Origin of the sequence: Stenotrophomonas sp. PvP093 (assembly GCF_017876915.1) — a bacterium.
Taxonomy (GTDB): Bacteria; Pseudomonadota; Gammaproteobacteria; order Xanthomonadales; family Xanthomonadaceae; genus Stenotrophomonas; species Stenotrophomonas muris.
Genome location: NZ_JAGIOX010000004.1, coordinates 237,270 through 256,005, shown reverse-complemented (window position 1 = coordinate 256,005; position 18,736 = coordinate 237,270). Strand labels below are relative to the sequence as shown.

The following is an 18,736-nucleotide window of genomic DNA, read 5'->3' as shown; positions in this document are numbered from 1 at the left end:
CATCATTTGCACCCCAACCGCTTCTTGATAGCGTCCCGAACCCTATCGTCTGGAACGCCAAGATGCTCTGCCATGATGTTTCCCTCCCACCCCGGAACGGGCTTAGTAGAACGAGATGGCGCCTGCGACACCACATCGTACATATCAAAACGACCATCGTACTTGAATTTCATCAAATGCCCTGCTTCGTGCGCAGCCGTCCACTCAGTGTTTCCTGCATACCATTTACCGACACTGCCTCCAGTTACGGTCGAAACCCCCCTCCCCAGCGGAACCTCAACACGGTTTAACCGACCTTTCTCCGGCTGGCTAACAGTCACTGTAAATCCGGGCGCAGACCAGGTCGATTCAATTGCATTTATCATTTTTCTCAAAGTCTCAGGAGTAGCTCCCTCACCACTGAAGCGAATAGGGATGTCGATATGAACTCCACCGTCCACGCAAGTGCAATTGGCCAGCAGTCCGAGCGGATCAACCGCCTGCACTGGATCAGCTGATACATAGGAGAAGGTAGATACCCCCCCGTCGAATCCCATCGGATCACTCTGCGAATAGCGCCCCGCTGCCGGGTCATACTCCCGCTGGTAGTTGTAGAACAACCCACTCGCATCCGTGGCCTGCTGGCCCGGGAATCGCAGCGCCAGCTCGAACGCCACACCATCGCCATCCGGATCAGCACTCGGAATCTGGTTACCGAACACCTCACTCTTGTTGCTCCACTCCCAGATCGCGACGTCCCGTACCGGATCGATCACCACGCGCGGCGTGCCCAGATGATCTGGTTGGACGTAGGCAAGTTCCGGCACGCCGGTGCCCGGCACGTTGATCAGCGCCACCGGGTAGTTATCCAGCCAGATGGCCTGCTGCTGCGCCTGCCCCGTGGCCGAGTAGTTGCCCAGCCACTGCCCTGCTTCGTTATACAGGGTGATCTGAGCAGCGCCACCGGCCGGGCTGCGCAGCACGCGCTCGCCGCGATGGTTGTAACCGTAGCTCTCCAGTGCGGCATTACCCTGCTTCACCGCGTTCATGCGATTGGCATCGCTGTAGGTGAACGTCTTGATGCCGATGCTGGTGGTGTTGCCCGCCGCGTCATGGTTGCGCGCTTCGCCGTCCACGGCGGTCAGCCGGTGGCTGGTTGCGGGATAGGTGTAGCTGGCAGTGCCCGCCGAAGTGGTCAGCGCGGTGCGATTGCCGGTGGCGTCATACGCATAGGTTTCAATCGGCGTGCCGGTCGCGCCGTCCTGGGTCTGGGTCAGGCGGCCCAGCGTGTCGTAGGCGTACTTGGCCAGCACCGTCGAACCTGCGCCGTTCTTCAGCTCGGTGATCGAACCGACCGGATCATAGCCATAGCCCAGCGACAGGCCGCCTGCGGCCGGGTCATGCACCGCCTGCGGGCGGTAATCCAGATCCAGCGGACGCTGCAGCTGGCGGCCGTTGCCGTAGGTCCAGCCGGTCGCCGGGCCGAAGGCCGCATAGGTCACGTTGTTCACCACGATCTGGCGCGCCTGGCCGGGGCGGGTCAGGCCGATCTGGCTGATGCGGCCCTGGGTATCGCGCACGTAGTCGGCCACGCTGCCGTCGGGGTAGGTCAACGCAGTCAGGCGACCCGACTTGCTGTAGGCATAGCGCAGTGTGCTGGCCACACCATTGACGGTCTGCACCTTGCGGGTGACCTGGCCGAAGCGGTCATGGCAGTACTGGGTGCTGCCATTGGCATGCAGCACCTGCCCCAGGCGTCCCTTGGCAAAGCGCTCGTCGGTGGCACAGACCGCTGGCGCCACGTCATAGCTGTAGCCCACGTCCAGATTGGGGTCCGGGTAGCCAATGCCGATCAGGCGGTTGAGTGCATCGTAGTGATAGGTAGCGGTGACGCCGCGCGCATCGGTGGCCGTCTTGCGATTGCCTGCCGCATCCACGGTGAAGCTGCTGGCGCCACTGTCCGGGCTGACCTGGCCGGTCAGGTCACCGAAACCGTTGTAGGCATAGGTGGTATGCAGGCCCTTCGGGTCAGTGACCTGGGTGACCTGGTCCAGCGCGTTGTACTGACTGCGGATCTCCGCCGCGACGCCACCCACATCCTGCAGGGACTGGGCCAGTCGGTTGAGCGGGTCGTACTGCTGGCTGGTCACGCGCTGCAGGGCGTCGGTCACGGTCTGCGGGTTGCCGTTGGCATCGTAGGCGAAGCCGGTGGCGTGATTGCCTGCGTCCTTCAATGCGGTCAGCTGGCCAAGCGTGTTGAAGGTCCGTGCCAGGGTCCGGCGCAGGGTGCCGCCAGTGTCCAGCGTGTCCTCCTTGAGGCGGTTGCCGGCGTTGTCCAGCGCATAGTGAATGGTGTTGCCGCTGTTGTCCGCAATATCGGTCAAGCGCTGGGCGGCGTCATAGACATAGGTGACACTGCTGCCGTCCGGCTCGGTGACCTGCTGCACCTGGCCGGTCGGCCAGTAGCTGATCTGGGTCACCCGGTCCTCGGCTGTGGTGGCACCGCGCACGGTGACCGAGGTCGGCCAGCCACGGGCATGGTAGGTGTAGGCGGTGATCACGCCATTGGCATCCTTCGCCGACAACGGCCGCCCGAGTGCGTCGTAGGCCAAGGTCTCGACCGTCTGGCCCAGCGCATTGGTCACACTGCGCAGGTCACCCTTGCGATAACTGCAGGCACCATTGGTCGCGCATCCCGCGTCGTCCGCGGTGTAGTAGGCATAGGTGGAGATATCCGCCACATCACTGCGTGGGCCATCCACGCTACGCAGCAGTCCCACCAGCGGGCATTCCGGCCCTTCGGCCTCACAGTAGGTCTGCGTGGTGATGCGGGTATCACCGGTCACCATGTCGCGCACGGTGATGGTGGTTGGCTGGAGGCGCGCATTGCGTGCGATGCGGACCTCACGGTTACCGACGGTCTGCTGCACCAGCCGATTGCTGTCCATGGCCACGCGCGTTTCGCTGACGCGCTGATCCGGAGTACCGGCCGCTTCGGTGGTGGTGGTCACGCTGACGGCGCCTGCGGCAGCATCGCTTGCCTCGGCATAGGCGTAGCTGGTGACGACACCACGGCGATCGGTCACCGACTGCAGCCGACGCCGGAAATCGGTGCCCTCGGGCAGATAGGAGCGAGTGATGCTGCCGTTGCTTTCGGTGATGCCATTGACCTTGCGCGGAAGGCCGCTGGTACCGCTGGCGGTCAATGCGTACGTACTCTGCTTGCCCAGTGCGTCGGTGACGATGGTGGTGCCTGCCGGGGTGTACTCCAGGCGCACGCCATCAATGCCCACGTCGGCTTGACTGCAATCACCGGAATGGCGGCTGCAGCTGACCCGCCCCTTGGCGTCATAGCCAAACCAGCTGTAGCGCCGGGTGTCTTCGGCGGTCACGCCCGTCAGGTAGCCCGGGAAACGTGTGTCCTCATAGTGGTATGTACGGCTGGCGCCGTCTGCATAGGTCGCGGTGATCAGTTCCCCGGCCGGAGAATAGGCGTAGCTCACCACAGGCTGGCCGGCGATCACCAGGGCGGAGATCAGTGAATCGTCGCCCGGCGCGAGGTACTGGACATCCACGCGCCGACCGGTTGAATGGGTGATGCTGAGCAGGCGGCCGCGGCTGTCGTGTGCATAGGTCAGCGAAGTACCGTCTTCGAAATCACGGCGCTGCATCAAGCCATCAGCATCAAAATAAATGCGCTCTTCGGCACGTGAAAGTTGCCAGTTGGTGCCCTGCTGGACCGCGCGATCGCCGCTTCCGTCCATGGCTTCGTAGCTTGCCCCCACTTTCTGGAATGCGGTCTGCCCGCCATCGGCGCCGATCAGCCCAACTTTCAGTTCGGAGCTGGGAGGGAAGGTGGAATCGTCTACGCCTGTGGTAAGCCGCAGATTGTGGGAATGGGTCCAGCCCGTACCCAACGCGCCACCCGCCGTGCTCGTCAGGGAGTGATAGTGGCGTTGGAAGCTCACCCATCCAAGGTTGAAATCCGGCTCAGGCTGGGATTTATCGCCAGTGGTCGGATCACACGGGTTACCAACAGGACACTGCTGCGGCGGCAGCGGCCCGCTTGTGTAGGAGAGCATGGGCGACATGTGCGGCTCGTCCTGCTGGACCAGAGAGCACATCTGCAGGGCCTCATTCCACGTCAGGGACGGTCGATTCGGACAAAGCGCCGTTCTGGCCCGGCGCACATGCTCCCACCCCACTATCGACGAGCATTCTTGAGTGCTCTGATGATAGAAGTTCAAGGTGTAATGGAAATCCTTCTCCTCGTTGGTCACGCTACCGTCGTCGCCCCTGCCAAGTCCAAGGAGCTCCACCCAAGGATCCTCCGTGAGTGAAGTCGCCGGGCACTGCGGGTCGCTGACGCGGGTAGCGAGGATCACGCTACGAATCTGATCTTCGGAGGAGTACTCCTGCCCTGAGTGGATGTAGACCCAGTCGGTAGTAACGATCTTCTCGGGTCTCACCCGGTAATCGTAGATGACCTTCTTTCCAAGGACGCGTTGGCGTTTGACATGCCAATTGAAGGGTTTGTCCTTTTCGTACTGGGAAAAGAGCGACTTGATGTCCTTCTGCACCGCCGCTTCGGTGGCTCGCGGCTGGCCCATCGACAGGTAGCTCTCCCACTTCTTCTGCACCTCCTGCGCCTGCGCAGCCCAAGGAGCCAAGCTCCCCAGCGCGATCATCGCCAGTGCGGCACACGAAATGGTCTTCAGTCGTTCCAACATCCCTGTTCTCCTTCCTGGACGAACACAGCTCCGGCGGGAACGAGAACGTGGGGCAGCTGCCTCACCACGTCATGCTTCGGATCGTCCCTGGTCCGGAATGCGGCCATGACCGCACGGGGAACGTTATCTCCGATGTGGTTTACACATTCAAGTCAGAAACTGTGGAGTGGGTCGGATTTCAGAGTTTTCTGATAAAGCGAGCGACCGACCGAACAAGCAGCCGGGCGTGGGCTCGGCTCTACAAGGCGAATGCTTCCAGAAACGGAAACACCGGGCAGTGCCCGGCGTCCCCGTCACAGCGTGGAAGGGTGTAAACCTCAATACTTACCGTCGAACGCGAAGATCGGCTTGCGCGTCTTCCACGCACCAGCAGTAAAGTCCGGGAACTCCAGCGTCTGGAAGCTGTTGGCGATCGACTGCTCGCTCAACGGGGTGATCGCACTCCAGGTCACCGCGTCGTAGATGTCGATCGGCATCGGTGCCTTGGCCTTCAGTGCTTCAACAAATGCATGGATGACGAACCAGTCCATGCCACCGTGGCCGGCGCTGGCGGCGGTGTCGGCATTCTGCTTCCACAGCGGGTGTTCGTACTCATCCTGGTACTTCTTGAACTCCTCCCACTGGTGCGGCGGGCTGCGGCCTTCGATGTGGATCGAATGGTTGACGTCCATCCACAGGCCCTTGGTGCCCTGCACGCGGAAGCCCATCGAGTACGGGCGCGGCAGCGAGGTGTCGTGCTGCAGCAGGATGGTCTCGCCGTTCTCGCAGGCCAGCGTGGTGGTCACGATGTCGCCGAGCTTGAACTTCACCTTGGTGCTGGGGTGGGTGGTGCCGCCACTCTTGGCCACGGTGTATTCGTGCAGGCCACGCGCCTTGGTCGCGAAAGCGTTGATGTGGGTGAAGCGGTTGCCACGGTTGATGCCGGTGTACATCGCGCACGGGCCGATGCCGTGGCTGGGATACAGCTCGCCATTGCGTTCCACCGAATGCTCGGTGCGCCAGCGTGCTTCGCTCCAGCCCTTGGGACCGAACTCCACGCCGCTGTCGTACGGCTGGTTCGGGTCGCCGGAATTGAACTTCACGCCGCGCAGGTCGTGCTGGTAGCCGGCCTGCAGATGCACCAGCTCGCCGAACAGGCCCTGGCGCACCATCTGCAATGCCGCCATCACGTCGCGGCGATAGCAGACGTTTTCCAGCAGCATGTACGGGGTACCGGTGCTCAGTTGCGTCTTCAGCACGTCCCAGTGGTCCTGCAGGGTGATGCCGGCCACCACTTCGCAGCCGACGGCCACGCCGGCCTGCATCGCGGCTATCGACATCGGTGCGTGGTATTCCCACGGCGTGGCGATGATCACGCCATCGATGCCCTTCTGTTCCAGCAGGCGCTTCCACGCGTTGGTATCACGATCCTGGCCATAGGTCTTCGGCGCGGGCTTGCCGGCCTTCGCCACCATCTCTGTGGCACGGCCCAGCATGATCGGCTCGATGTCGCACAGGGCAACCACTTCGACGTCGTCGCGACGTACCAGCTCCTTCAGCAGCACCAGCCCGCGCATGCCGGTACCGATCATCGCCAGGCGCACCTTGCGCCCGCGTGCCCATGCCGGGGTCTGCGGCAGCAGGCTGCTGGCGGCGACAGCGGCGCTGGCCGCGATGAATTCCCTACGCTTCATGGCAAACATCTCTCCTCTTGGCAGCGTGCCGGCCGCAGCCGGCACGCCAGGTCACGCAAACGGAATTACTTGAACCGGTAGCCGATGGTCACACTGTAACCACGGCCGAAGATGGTTGCGTAGTCACTGGAGTCACCCAGGAAGCTGTTCGGGTCGTAGAACGGCAGGCGGTTGAACAGGTTCTTGACGGTGAAGCTCAGGTTCCACGCATCGTCCGGGCGCCAGGTGACGCTCATGTTGGCGGTCCACCACGACGGTGCACCATCGCACTTGCTCTTCTGCAGGGCCAGGTAGCCGCCGGTGCAGGTTTCCTTGTTGTTGCTCTCTTCGTCGATCTGGTCGGTGGCCCACTTGGTGCCGCCGACATAGTTGACGAACATGCTGGTGGTCACCTGCTTGTAGGTCCAGTCGGCATTGAGCGTGGCACGCAGGCGCGGGTTGTTGTAGTAGCCCACCACGTCGCCGTAGTACCAGCCGTTCTCGGCGTCCATGTAGAAGCGGTTGCGGTTGGCGATGGTGGCGGCCAGGCCGATGTTCAGGTTGCCCCAGTCACCCAGCGAGAAGCGGCTGCGCGCGTCGATGTCGAAGCCGTCGATCAGGGTCTTGCCGCGGTTCTTGTACTGGCCCACCACGCTGGCCACGTTGCCGGCGGAGTAGCCCGGCAGGTTCGCCGGGCAGCTCACACCGCTGGCCGGATCGGCGCACATCGCCGCCAGCTGCGCCAGGTTGGCGCGGTCACTATCGGTGATCGGCGAGCGCGACATCGAGATGATGTCTTCCATGCGGCGATAGTCCGGCGCGACGATTTCGTTGTTGCGGTAGATGAACCAGTAGTCGGCCGACACCGACAGCCAGCTCGCCGGCTCGTAGACGAAGCCGAGGGTGGCGATCTTCGCCTTCTCCGGCTTCAGGTCCTTGTTCGGCTGGGTCATGCGCGCGACGGTGCGGCTGCAATCGACGTTCAGCAGGCTCTTGCCCAGATCGACATCGCCCGGCCGCTGCGACTTCAGCAGCAGGTTGGCGATGGCGTTGGTCTCGCCGCAGCGCAGTTCGTCACGGAAGCCACCGAGCTGGGCGAACACGCCGCCGTTGCCGGACTCGGCCAGGCTCGGTGCGCGGAAGCCGGTGGAATAGGTGCCGCGCAGCATCAGCTGATCGAACGCCTGGTACTTGAAGCCGATCTTCGGCGCGATGTTGGCGCTGAAGTTCGGGTACTTGTCCACGCGCACCGCCGCATCCAGTTCCAGCTTGTCGGTGATCGGCGCCACGGTCTCGGCGAACAGCGCGTAGGTGTTGCGCTTGCCATCGAACCACGAGCCGCCCTGCTGGGTGATCAGGCCATTGGCCGCATCGGCGTTGCCCGGGGTGTAGAAGGTCTCACGGCTGGCGTTGAAACCGAACGCGGCGCGCATCTCGCCGGCCGGCAGCTGGAACAGCGGTCCTTCGATCTTGCCGTCCAGGGTATGCAGGCGGGTCCACGACTGGATGTCGAAGGTCGGGAACGCTTCACGGATCAACGCGGCGTTGGCGTCGCTGATCTCGCCAAACTTGTACGCCGGATGGTCGGAGATGATCACCCGCCCGGTGCCCGGATCGATCGTGTACGGGCCGAACGCCTTTTCGAAGCCCTTGGTGTTGACGTTGATCGTCTGGTAGGTGGTGGAGTGGGTACCCGCGCTGGCGAAGGCGGTTTCCCAGTTCCAGTCACCCACATTGCCACGTGCGCCGGCCAGCACCCGGTAGCTCTTGTCGGTGTTGCGCTGGCCGAAGTAGTTCGGACCGGCATCCTGCAGCAGGTAGTTCAGGCCGACCACCCCGCCCATCATCGCCTTCAACTGCGGACTGGCATGGTTGTATTCGTTGTTGGGGCCCAGGAACGGGTACAGGAACTGGTTGACGGTGTTGCCGGTATTGCGCGAGAACCAGCTGGTCGGGTTGCCGGTGGTGGTGCCATAGGTGCGCGGCGTGCCACCGTTGGCGCGCAGGTCGATGTCGGTATAGGTCGCCTCGGCGAAGATCTCGGTGTTGTCACCGACCAGGAAGGTGCCGTTGAGGTAGGCGGTGTTGCGCTCGGACTTGGCGCCGGCATCGATCTCGTTGTTCATCCAGGTTTCCCAGACGCAACGCGGGCCGGCCGCTTCACTGGTCAGCACGTTCCTGCAGCCCGGCGCAGCTTCCTGCACGCGGCGGCCGGTGACCGGATCGAAGGCGAAGTAGGTGCCCGGGTTGAACTCGCCCGGCTTGCTGCCCACGCCCAGGCGCAGGTTGTTGAGGTAGTTCGGGTTGTTGACGTAGTACTGGTCCGGACGCTTGTCGTAGAAATCGCTCAGCGGGATCGCGTCGCGGCGGTACATGTTCACCGCGCCGTAGATGTTGAAGCGGTTCTCGGCCAGGTCGCCGAAGCCGGCGGTGATGCTGGCCTGGCGTTCGCCGTAGGAGTCGATGCGCGAGGAGGTGTCGTTGGTGAAGCTGACCTCGGCACCCTGGAAGTTGCGCTTGGTGATCACGTTGATCACGCCGGCCACCGCGTCGGTGCCGTACACCGCCGAGGCACCGTCGGTCAGCACTTCCATGCGCTCGATGGCCGCGGCCGGAATCGCATCGATGTTGACGAACTGGGTCTGGAAGCCGGCCGGGGCACCGTAGTACGACAGGCGGCGACCGTTCAGCAGCACCAGCGTGCCCTGGGCACCGAGGCCGCGCAGATTGGCCTGCGAGGCACCGTCGGAACCGGTGAACAGCGAGCGCGCGTCCTGCTGCGCCGGGCGGGCGGCCGGCAGGTTGTCGAGCACCTGCAGCAGCGTGCGCGCACCCATGTTCTGGATGTCCTGCTTGCTGATCACCTGCACCGGCGAGGCGGTTTCAACGTCGGTGCGGCGGATGTTGGACCCGGTGACCTCGATGCGGGCCAGGTCGGTGGCCTTGTCCTTGCTCTCTTGGGCGAAGGCAGGAACGGCGACCGACAGCAGCACGCCGGCGATGGCCAGCGTCAGCGGAGCGATCGAGCGACAGGGGGGGCGGTGGTGGCGGGCGGGCAACATCGGGGTTCTCTCCTGGCAGGGGTGCGGCGCAAAAAGTGAGCGCGTGGGCGTTCGGCGGGCAAAACGCTCCCGGGCCACGGCCATGAGGGCCGTGGTCGGATTGGGCGGGGGAGGAGCGGTGTTACGTAGGGGTCATGGGGCGACGATGCTGGCGGAGTCGCCCTCCTGGCCGATCAGTACGGCGTTGGCCCAGTTGGCGCAGACCTGGGCGGGTTGGCTGCCCTGCGCACCCAGCGTGCGCAGGCTCAGGGTGGAAAGGCCACGGATGTCCAGCTCCGGCTTGACCACGCCGGGCGCCTTGACCAGGCCGCTGTCGTACAGCAGGCGGTTGTCACCCCAGACCTGGAACTGCAGGCCGCCGGCGCTGCGGCAGGCGTCGTCGATGCCGAGGTCGGCACGCAGCAGGTGCCAGCCGCCCTGCAGGCGCAGGTCGATGCGGCTGCTGGCGCCGACGCCCAGGCCACGGCGGAACTGCAGGCCGTTCATGCGCATGCCGGCGTCGCCACGGAAGGACTGGTCGGTGCGCACCTGGCTGGCCAGCGCGGCCGGCACCGGCAACTCGGAGAGATAGCGCTGCCGGGCCGGTCGCTCCGGTTCCTGGTGTTCAAGGATGTGGAAGGTGGACAGGGCGATCGGGCCGACATCGCGCGGCTGCAGTGCATCGAACGCGCGGGCGCTGCCCTGTGCGGCGGTGACCATCGGGTCGGTGCTGCTGGCGCCGTCGCCTTCGGGGTTCTGCACGCTCATCACGCGGAAGCGCAGCAGGCGGCCGGCGTGGGCCGGGAAGTCGATGCGCTGCACGCCTTCCTTCAACTGCAGGCGGCCGCGGGCGATCGGCTCGCCCCACTCACCGTTGCTGTCGCCCAGGTAGACCTCATAGTCACGTACCTGCCCGTGCTTCCAGTTCTTGTCATTGCGTGGCGCGATGTCGATGCCATCGATCATCTTCCGCTCGCCGAAGCCGATCACCCACTCGTGGGCGCCGGTGCGCACGGCCTGGTTGCGCACGCTGCGGAACCAGGTGGCCGGATCGTCGTCGAAAGCATTTTCCAACGCATGGCCAGGCTCTTCGGCCGGGCGGTTGACCACCAGCAGGCTGTCGGCCGGCAGTTCGCGGCCCAGCACCGGTGCGGCCGGATAGGCATCATCGGTGGCTGCGGCAGCGACTGCGAAGTCCAGCTGCAGCTGCAGTGGCTGGCGGATATCCTGGTTGGCAGTGCGCACATGCACGGTGCCGCGGCGGTCCTTGGCATCGAAGTACCAGCCCTCGTTGGCGCTGTTGAAGGCGGCAGCATCGGCCAGCGCCGGCAGCGCGCGGCCACCGGCCTGCACCGCACGTGGTGCCTGCCGGCTGAGTACGCGCAGGCCGTAGCGGCGCTGCGCCAGCTGGCCGTTGTACTGGCCCTGCACGGCGTCGATCTGCACCTGCACCGGGCCACTGCCCTGCGCCGGCGCCTGCACGCGGATTACCTGCGTGCTCGACTCGCCCTGCTGATAGCGGCGCGTGTTGCCATCGTCTTCGTACAACGTGTACTGCGAGTCGCCCTGCGGGTACAGGTCGAAGGTCACTTCATCGAGCGGTTTTTCGCCATCGAACAGCATCGACGGGTACATCGGCAGGATCGCACCGGCACGCACGAACACCGGCAGCGTGGCCAGGTCCACCTGGCGGTCGAGCTGGCGGCCATCGGCGGCGGCCTGCACGCGACGGCCATCCCAGTAGTCGATCCAGCCGCCGGCCGGCAGGTGGATGTCGCGGCGCCAGCCACGGCTGGCGGCCTGGCTGCGGTACACCGGCGCCACCAGCAGGTCGCGGCCGAGCAGGAACTGGTACTTGTAGGTTTCATCCTGCGCATGCGGATCGCGCGGGTTGTCCCACATAAGGCCACGCACCGGCGGTGCACCGGTCTGCGCGGCCTCGTGCACCAGCCCATACATGTATGGCGTCAGGCGCATCTTCAACTTCAGGTAGTCGCGGTTGATGCTGCGGTAGGGCTCGTCGTACCACCACGGGTGCTTGCGCGCGTTCGACGACCAGCCGCTCATGCCCATCAGCACCGGCGTGAACGCCTTCCACTGCAGGTCGCGGGTGAAGGTCTCGGCGCTTCCGCCGAAGATCGCATCCACATCGCCGCTGGCGTAGGCCATGCCGGACAGGCCCGAACCGACCAGGGTCGGCACGTGCCAGCGGATGTAATCCCAGCTGCTGCTCTGGTCGCCGGTCCATGCCACCGCGTAGCGCTGGATGCCGGCCCAGCCCATCACCGTCCACAGGAACGGGCGCGAATCGGAATTGTCGAGGATGCCGTTGAATGCCTGGCGGTTGGCGTCCATCGCGAACTGGTAGCCCTTGCCGGTCCAGGCCACGTCCAGCTTCTGCACGCGGCTGCCGGCCTTGCCCACTTCCCACGCGATCTTGTCGACGCCGTTCTCGGTCCACAGGCCGGTGCGGAAGCCGTAGCCGGCCAGCCCCTTCACCGTTTCCGGCAGCTGCTTGTAGCCGCAGCCGTAGCCATCGTTGGGCAGGATCCAGCCACCGGGCATGTCGTGGGCGCGGTACTGCTTGGCCACGCTGTCGATCACATCGGGCGTGGTGCCGGTCGGGCCGTCGCTCCAGCCTTCGGGCACGGTGCCGGGCTTCCTGCTGTTGTCGCCGTCGTTGTAGCAATCGGCATCGCCGTAGGACAGCGCCCAGCGCGCGACCATGTTGGGGCGGCCGGTCAGCTGGGTGTAGCGTTCGATCAGCTTGGGCAGGTCGGCGCCCACGAAGTAGTACGCATCGAAGCGGTCTTCGCGATGCAGCAGCGTGGCCTGGTCGCTCTGGCGCAGGTCGTAGCTGCCATCGCTCCATGTATTGCGCAGCATGCCCCAGCCACGGCTGCTCAGCAGCATCGGCGCCGGGCTCGGCCGATCACCTTCTTCCCAGCCACCGGAATAGGACACCTCCAGCTCGCGGCCCTTGAACTGGTAACGGCCGTTCTGCTGGCCACCACCGAAGTAGCCCTCATCGGCCTGCGAGGACAGCACCTGCACGCTCTGCGTGGCATCCAGGTCCAGCGGTTGCAGTTCCTGCCACAGCGCGGTGGGCTGGCCATTGTCCAGCCGTTCCAGGCGCAGGCGCAGCGGCTGCCGCTGTACATGCAGTACCAGTGCCTCGGTACGCACGCGGATTTCCTGTGCGTCTTCTTCCAGCTGCGCCTGCACGCTCGCCTTGGGCTGCGGCAGCACGATCGGCGCGGCCTTGTCGCCGGCGCCGGTCAACGTGCCGTTGCGGCCGGCCTGCACGCGGATGATGTCGGTCGCCGGCAGTTCAATGCGGATGCGCGCGCCGTTGTCGGTCTGCAGGTCCCAGCCCTGCACGCCGTCGCGGCTGGCGCTGGCGCTGACCGTACGCAGGTTGCCGACCGGCTCGGCGCGGGCCGTCATGGACGCCAGCATCAAGGCCGGCACCAGGGCCAGCATCAGCGGCGAGCGACGAACGCAGTTTTCCACGCGGACTCCCAACCCGTTCACCGGGCGTTTCGAAAGCGATTGGGCCGACTCTAGGGCAGCGATTCGAAAGATGTCAACAAATTGAAAGGAAAAAGGAAGATATATTCCGTTGAAACGAAAGTTGTTGCGCCGCAATACTTTGTGTAAGCGCTTGCAGGTGCCTGTTAAGCATTGTGCGATACGGAATTTAGTGGGTCCTTTCGTTTTTCCCGGCATTGCGCACAGGGCAAAGCCACCCACCTTTTTTCTTTCTTTTTACTTTCGATGTTTGACATTTCGAAAGAAAACGCAGATGGTGCGCTGGCCCAACTGGAACCTCCGAATGGACGTCACCCTGCTTTCCGATGTGTCCGCCTGGCAGCGCCTTGGCGGAGCCGATACCGCTACCGAAATCGCCCAGCAGCCTGCGCTGTGGGACGCCCTGGCACAGGACCTGTCGCGTGCCCGCGACCGCCTGCAGGCCTTCCTCGGCGACAGCCTCAACGATCCCAACCAACGCGTGCTGTTCACCGGCGCCGGCAGCTCCGGCTTCATCGCCGAAATGGTGGCCGACGCGATCAACGCGCGATGGCCTGCCGAGGTGCGCGTGGTGCACACCACCAGCCTGCTGACCCACCCGGCGCTGTACCTGCAGCGCGACCGTCCGACCCTGCTGGTCTCGTTCGGCCGCAGTGGCTCCAGCCCGGAGAGCGTGGCGGCGGTTGACCGCGTGCGCAGCGACGTGGATGACGCGCGCTTCCTCGACATCACCTGCAACGCCGATGGCGAGCTGGCCCGCCGTGGCGCCGGCCGTGCCGACACCTGCACCCTGCTGATGCCGTCGGCCAGCTGCGACCGCGCCTTCGCCATGACCAGCAGCCTGACCTGCATGCTGCTGGCCGCGCTGACCGTGTTCGATCGTTCGCCGTGGGATGCGCGCGTGACGCGCCTGAAGCAGATCGCCGCGCTGGCCCGCGAAGGCCTGGCGCAGTGGGATGCACCGGTGGCGACACTGGCGCAGCGCCCGTTCAACCGCATCATCTACCTCGGCAGCGGCCCGCTGGAAGCACTGGCACGCGAGTGCGCGCTGAAGGTGCTGGAGCTCACCGCTGGCCGCGTGCTGGCGCTGGCCAACACACCCCTGGGCTTCCGTCATGGCCCGAAGTCGACGCTGGATGGCAACACCCTGGTGGTGGTGCTGCGCAGCGTGCAGCCGCTGGCGCGCCGCTACGAACAGGACCTGCTGGAAGAACTGCGCCGCGACGGCGTGGCCGGCCAGGTGCTGGCGATCGGTCCGCATTCGGACATCGGCGCCGACGACGAATACACCCTCACCGTGCCGGCACTGGACGATCCGTGGCTGGCACCGGTGTGGCTGGGCTTTGCGCAGCTGTTCGCACTACAGCGCTCGGCCGCGCTGGGCCTGACCCCGGACAACCCGTTCCCGGACGGCACCGTCAACCGCGTCGTCAAGGGCGTCACCATCCACCATGGCTGAGCTGATCGCCCACGCCTGCTACGGCATCGACATCGGCGGCACCAAGATCGAGCTGGTGGCGTGCGATGTGGCGATGCAGGTTACCTGGCGCCGCCGCGTGGCCACCCCACAGGGTGACTACGACGGTTTCCTGCAGGCAGTCGTGGCGCTGGTCGCCGAGGCCGATGCCGCACTGGGCCGCAGTGATGCGGCGATCGGCATCGCCCTGCCCGGCGTGCGCGACCGCCGCAGCGGCCGCCAGCTCAGCGCGAACGTGCCTGCGTTGACCGGCCACAGCGTGGCCGCGGACCTGCAGGCGCGGCTGCAACGCCCGCTGCATTTCGGCAACGACCTGCAGTGTTTTGCCCTGTCTGAAGCACACGGCGGTGCCGCCGACGGCTACCCCAGCATGTTCGGCGCCATCCTCGGCACCGGTGCTGGCGGTGGTTTCTGCGTGCAGGGCCGCCTGCTGACCGGTTTCAACGGGCTGGCCGGCGAATGGGGCCACTGGAGCGTGCCCGGTCATCTGCTGCAGCGCCACGGCCTGCCGCTGATCGACTGCGCCTGCGGCCTGCAGGGCTGCGTGGAGCGTTATGTGTCCGGCAGTGGCGTGGCGATGATCGAGCGCCACCTTGGTGGCAGCGCCGCCGACGCCAGCGCGGTGATCGCCCTGGCCGAAGCCGGTGATGCCCGCGCGCGCAAGGCGCTGGACATCCATCGCGACCTGCTCGGCCACAGCCTGGCCGCGCTGGTGCTGGCGCTGGACCCGCACGTGATCGTGCTCGGCGGCGGCCTTTCGCAGTACGCGCCGCTGTACCAGCACCTGCCCGCCGCCATCGCCGCCCACCTGTTCAAGGGTGTGCAGGTGCCACCGATCGTGCCGCCACGCTTCGGCGATGCCGGTGGCGCACGTGGTGCCGCCCTGCTCGCCTGCCAACCCTCCTTTTCCTGATGTCCGGAGCCTGACCATGTCCCCGTTGCAGACCCTGCTTGCTTCCCACCGCGCCGGTGCCAATGTCGGCCTGTACAGCGTCTGCTGCAGCAACGAGCAGGTGCTGCGCGCGGCCATGCACGTGGCACAGGCACATGGCACCGTGCTGCTGGTCGAGGCCACCTCCAACCAGATCGACCAGTTCGGCGGCTACACCGGCATGACCCCGCCGCAGTACCGCGATTACGTCGGCGCCCTGGCCGATGAGGAAGGCTTCCCACGCGAACGGCTGATCCTGGGCGGCGACCATCTCGGCCCGAATGCCTGGCAGAAGCGCCCGGCGGCCGAAGCGATGACCCACGCGCGCGTGCTGATCGAAGCCTACGTCGCCGCCGGTTTCCACAAGATCCACCTCGACTGCAGCATGTCCTGCGCCGATGACCCGGTGCCGCTGCCCGATGCCATCGTCGCTGCACGTTCGGCCGAGCTTGCCGAGATCGCCGAACGCACCGCCGCCGAACACGGCCTGCCGCCGCCGGTCTACGTGATCGGTACCGAGGTGCCGATTCCCGGTGGCGAAGCCTCGCTGGCCGAAGGCCTGCAGGTGACCACGCCGGCTGCCGCCGCGCAGACCCTGGCCATCCACCAGCAGGCGTTCGACACGCCACAGCTGCGCGATGCGTGGCAGCGCGTGATCGCGATGGTGGTGCAGCCGGGCGTGGACTTCGACCACAGCAGCGTGCATGAGTACAACCCGGACGCCGCCCATGCGCTGGCCGACTTCCTCGAGCGGCAGCCGCGCATCGTGTTCGAAGCACATTCCACCGACTACCAGCGCGAAAGCGGCCTGCATGCGCTGGTACGCGACCACTTCGCCATCCTCAAGGTCGGCCCGGCGGCCACCTTCGCCTACCGCGAGGCGCTGTTCGCGCTGGCCGCGATCGAGGCCGAACTGCTGCCGGCCGCACAGTGCTCGCGCCTGCCGCAGGTGCTGGACGAGGTGATGGTGGCGCAGCCGAAGTACTGGCAGTCCTACTACCAGGGCGATGCCGCCGCGCTGCGCCTGCTGCGCCGTTATTCCTTCAGCGACCGCTGCCGCTACTACTGGGGCGAGCCGGCGCTGGTACAGGCGGTGCAGACCCTGTTCGCCAACCTGGAGCAGCATGCGCCGCCGCTGGTGCTGCTCAGCCAGTACCTGCCGGAGCAGTACCGCGCCGTGCGCGAAGGCAGCCTGGCCAACACCCCCACCGCGCTGGTGCAGCACCGCATCGGCCTGTGCCTGGGTGAGTACGCCCGTGCCTGCAGCGCCAACCAGGCCGGACCCCGCACGCAGAACGCAGGTTCGGCTGCCGGCGTTCCTGCGAACGGCTAATCTCTACCTTTTCCCGCGAAACCGAGAATGGCCATGCGCAACACCCGCTCCCGCCGGCAACAGATCCTGCAGCTGCTGATCGAGCACGGCTCGGTGCAGGTGGCCGATCTGGTCGAGCGCTTCGGCGTGTCGGCGGTGACGATCCGTGCCGACCTGACCCACTTCGAATCGCAGGGCCTGGCCAACCGCACCCACGGCGGCGCGACCCTGGTGCGCACGCCGCCGCAGGAACAGGACATCCATGAGAAGGACGCGCTGAACCTGCCACTGAAGGAATCGATCGGTGCGCGCGCTGCGCGCCTGGTGCAGCCGGGTGACAACATCATCATCGATTCCGGCTCGACCACGATGACGCTGGCCCGCCACCTGCGCGCGCATCGCGACGTGACGGTGATGACCAACGGCCTGAACATCGCCTGGGAACTGGCCAATGCCGCGGGCATCACCGTGCTGCTGACCGGTGGCCTGCTGCGCCAGCAGTCGCTGTCGCTGCAGGGCAGCCAGGCCGAAGCCAGCCTCAACTCGTACAGCTTCGACACCCTGTTCCTGGGCGTGGACGGCCTGGACCTGCAGTTCGGCCTGACTACCCACGACGAGGCCGAAGCCCGCCTCAACCACCGCATGGTCGAGCGTGCGCGCCGCATCGTGGTGCTGACCGATGCCTCCAAGTTCGGCCGCGTCAGCCTGCACCGCATCGCCCTGCTGGACCAGATCCACGCCATCATCACCGACGCCGGCATCGACGATGCAACCCGCGAAGGGCTGCAGCGGCTGGGCATCGAAGTGATCATCGCCGAGCCCACCGCATGACCGACACCCGCACCCTGCATGGCCGCATCCTCACCCCGCTGGGCTGGCGGCGCGGGCACGTCCACTTCGATTCACGCGTGCGCCGGCTGCAGGTGGACGACCACAGCGGCGCCGACGACCTGCAGCTGCCGGTGATCCTGCCCGGCTTCGTCGACCTGCATGTGCATGGCGCGGCCGGCGTGGACCTGATGCAGGGCGGCGACGTGGCACGCACCATCGCCCGCACCCATCTGCGCTTCGGCACCACCACGCTGCTGGCGACCACCATGACCGCCGGGCTGGACGAGATCGAGCACGCGCTGCACGGCGTCGCTGCGGCAATGGCGGCGCCCGATGCCGACGCCGCCAGCATCGTCGGCGTGCATCTGGAAGGACCGTTCATCAGCCCCCAGCGGCTGGGCGCACAGCCCAATCGTACGATCGAGGCGACGGTGGCACTGGTGCAGCAGCTGCACGCGCTGGCGCCGATCCGGGTGATGACGCTGGCGCCGGAGATCGGCGAGCACACCGCGTTGATACCCGCGCTTTCGGCGATGGGCATCCGCGTGCAGCTGGGCCACAGCGCCGGCACCTACGAGGAGGGCGTGGCGGCGCTGCAGGCCGGTGCCTCCGGTTTCACCCATCTGTTCAACGGCATGACCGGCGTCGACCACTATCGCCCGGGCATTGCGGCGGCGGCGCTGGCGCATGCGCAGTACGCCGAGATCATCCCCGACCTGCAGCACATCCACCCCGGCGTTATCCGGCTGGCCGCGCGCGCGATCCCGCGCCTGTACGCGGTGACCGACGCGACTGCCGCCACCGGCATGCCCGACGGCGAGTACGCGCTGGGCGAGCAGCGCGTGCACAAGTGCGGCGGCTGCGTGCGCCTGGCGACGGGTTCGCTGGCCGGCAGCGCACTGACCATGGACCAGGCGCTGCGCAACCTGGTGCGCGTCGGCCTGGACCTGGCCGACGCCTCGCAGCGGGTTTCCACCTTCCCGGCCGACTATCTGGGCCTGGGTGATCGCGGCCGCATCGCGCCCGACGCCCGCGCCGACCTGGTGGTGCTGGACGCCGAACTGCGCCTGCAGCAGGTGGTCATTGGTGGGCGCGTGGTCGATCTGACCTGACGCAAGCGATGCGGCCCGGATGCCGCGCGGGCTCCCTGTAGAGCCGAGCCATGCTCGGCTCACCGCGCGAAGCGCGGCATGGGGAACCTCGATATCGGAACGGAAAGCAGCCGAGCATGGCTCGGCTCTACAGAATGCAC

At 66.0% G+C, this 18,736-nt stretch carries 9 protein-coding genes; 5 read left to right on the top strand and 4 right to left on the bottom strand.

Going from position 1 to position 18,736, the window contains the following annotated elements; translation table 11 throughout:
• Positions 1-2 precede the first annotated feature (2 nt).
• The 4 genes from J3A72_RS03800 to J3A72_RS03785 form a co-directional block, all read right to left on the bottom strand.
• Entirely contained in the window at positions 3-4,709 is a 4,707-nt protein-coding gene (locus J3A72_RS03800) for an RHS repeat-associated core domain-containing protein (protein ID WP_075076231.1), read from the bottom strand.
• Positions 4,710-5,026: 317 nt separating this feature from the next.
• Positions 5,027-6,382: a Gfo/Idh/MocA family oxidoreductase gene (locus J3A72_RS03795; protein WP_075076247.1), complete on the bottom strand. Its 1,356-nt coding sequence runs from the start codon at positions 6,380-6,382 to the stop codon at positions 5,027-5,029.
• 65 nt (positions 6,383-6,447) lie between these two features.
• Entirely contained in the window at positions 6,448-9,423 is a 2,976-nt protein-coding gene (locus J3A72_RS03790; protein ID WP_075076230.1) for a TonB-dependent receptor, read from the bottom strand.
• Positions 9,424-9,555: 132 nt separating this feature from the next.
• Positions 9,556-12,915 carry a TIM-barrel domain-containing protein gene (locus J3A72_RS03785; RefSeq protein WP_075076229.1) on the bottom strand — a complete coding sequence of 1,120 codons (3,360 nt, stop codon included), beginning with the start codon at positions 12,913-12,915 and terminating at the stop codon, positions 9,556-9,558.
• Positions 12,916-13,237: 322 nt separating this feature from the next.
• Here J3A72_RS03785 and J3A72_RS03780 point away from each other — a divergent pair, with 322 nt between their 5' ends.
• From J3A72_RS03780 to nagA, 5 genes are read left to right on the top strand one after another with little or no spacing between them, the layout of a single operon-like run.
• Complete coding sequence (locus J3A72_RS03780; RefSeq protein ID WP_075076228.1) at positions 13,238-14,392, top strand: SIS domain-containing protein; 1,155 nt, start codon at positions 13,238-13,240, stop codon at positions 14,390-14,392.
• Complete coding sequence (locus J3A72_RS03775; RefSeq protein ID WP_046433033.1) at positions 14,385-15,323, top strand: ROK family protein; 939 nt, start codon at positions 14,385-14,387, stop codon at positions 15,321-15,323. The genes J3A72_RS03780 and J3A72_RS03775 overlap by 8 nt, the downstream gene beginning before the upstream one ends.
• Before the next feature lie 16 nt (positions 15,324-15,339).
• Entirely contained in the window at positions 15,340-16,674 is a 1,335-nt protein-coding gene (locus J3A72_RS03770; RefSeq protein WP_140222798.1) for a D-tagatose-bisphosphate aldolase, class II, non-catalytic subunit, read from the top strand.
• Between the two features lie 33 nt (positions 16,675-16,707).
• Complete coding sequence (locus J3A72_RS03765; RefSeq protein WP_014038836.1) at positions 16,708-17,484, top strand: DeoR family transcriptional regulator; 777 nt, start codon at positions 16,708-16,710, stop codon at positions 17,482-17,484.
• Positions 17,481-18,596: an N-acetylglucosamine-6-phosphate deacetylase gene (gene nagA / locus J3A72_RS03760; RefSeq protein WP_053495194.1), complete on the top strand. Its 1,116-nt coding sequence runs from the start codon at positions 17,481-17,483 to the stop codon at positions 18,594-18,596. The genes J3A72_RS03765 and nagA overlap by 4 nt, the downstream gene beginning before the upstream one ends.
• Positions 18,597-18,736 lie beyond the last annotated feature (140 nt).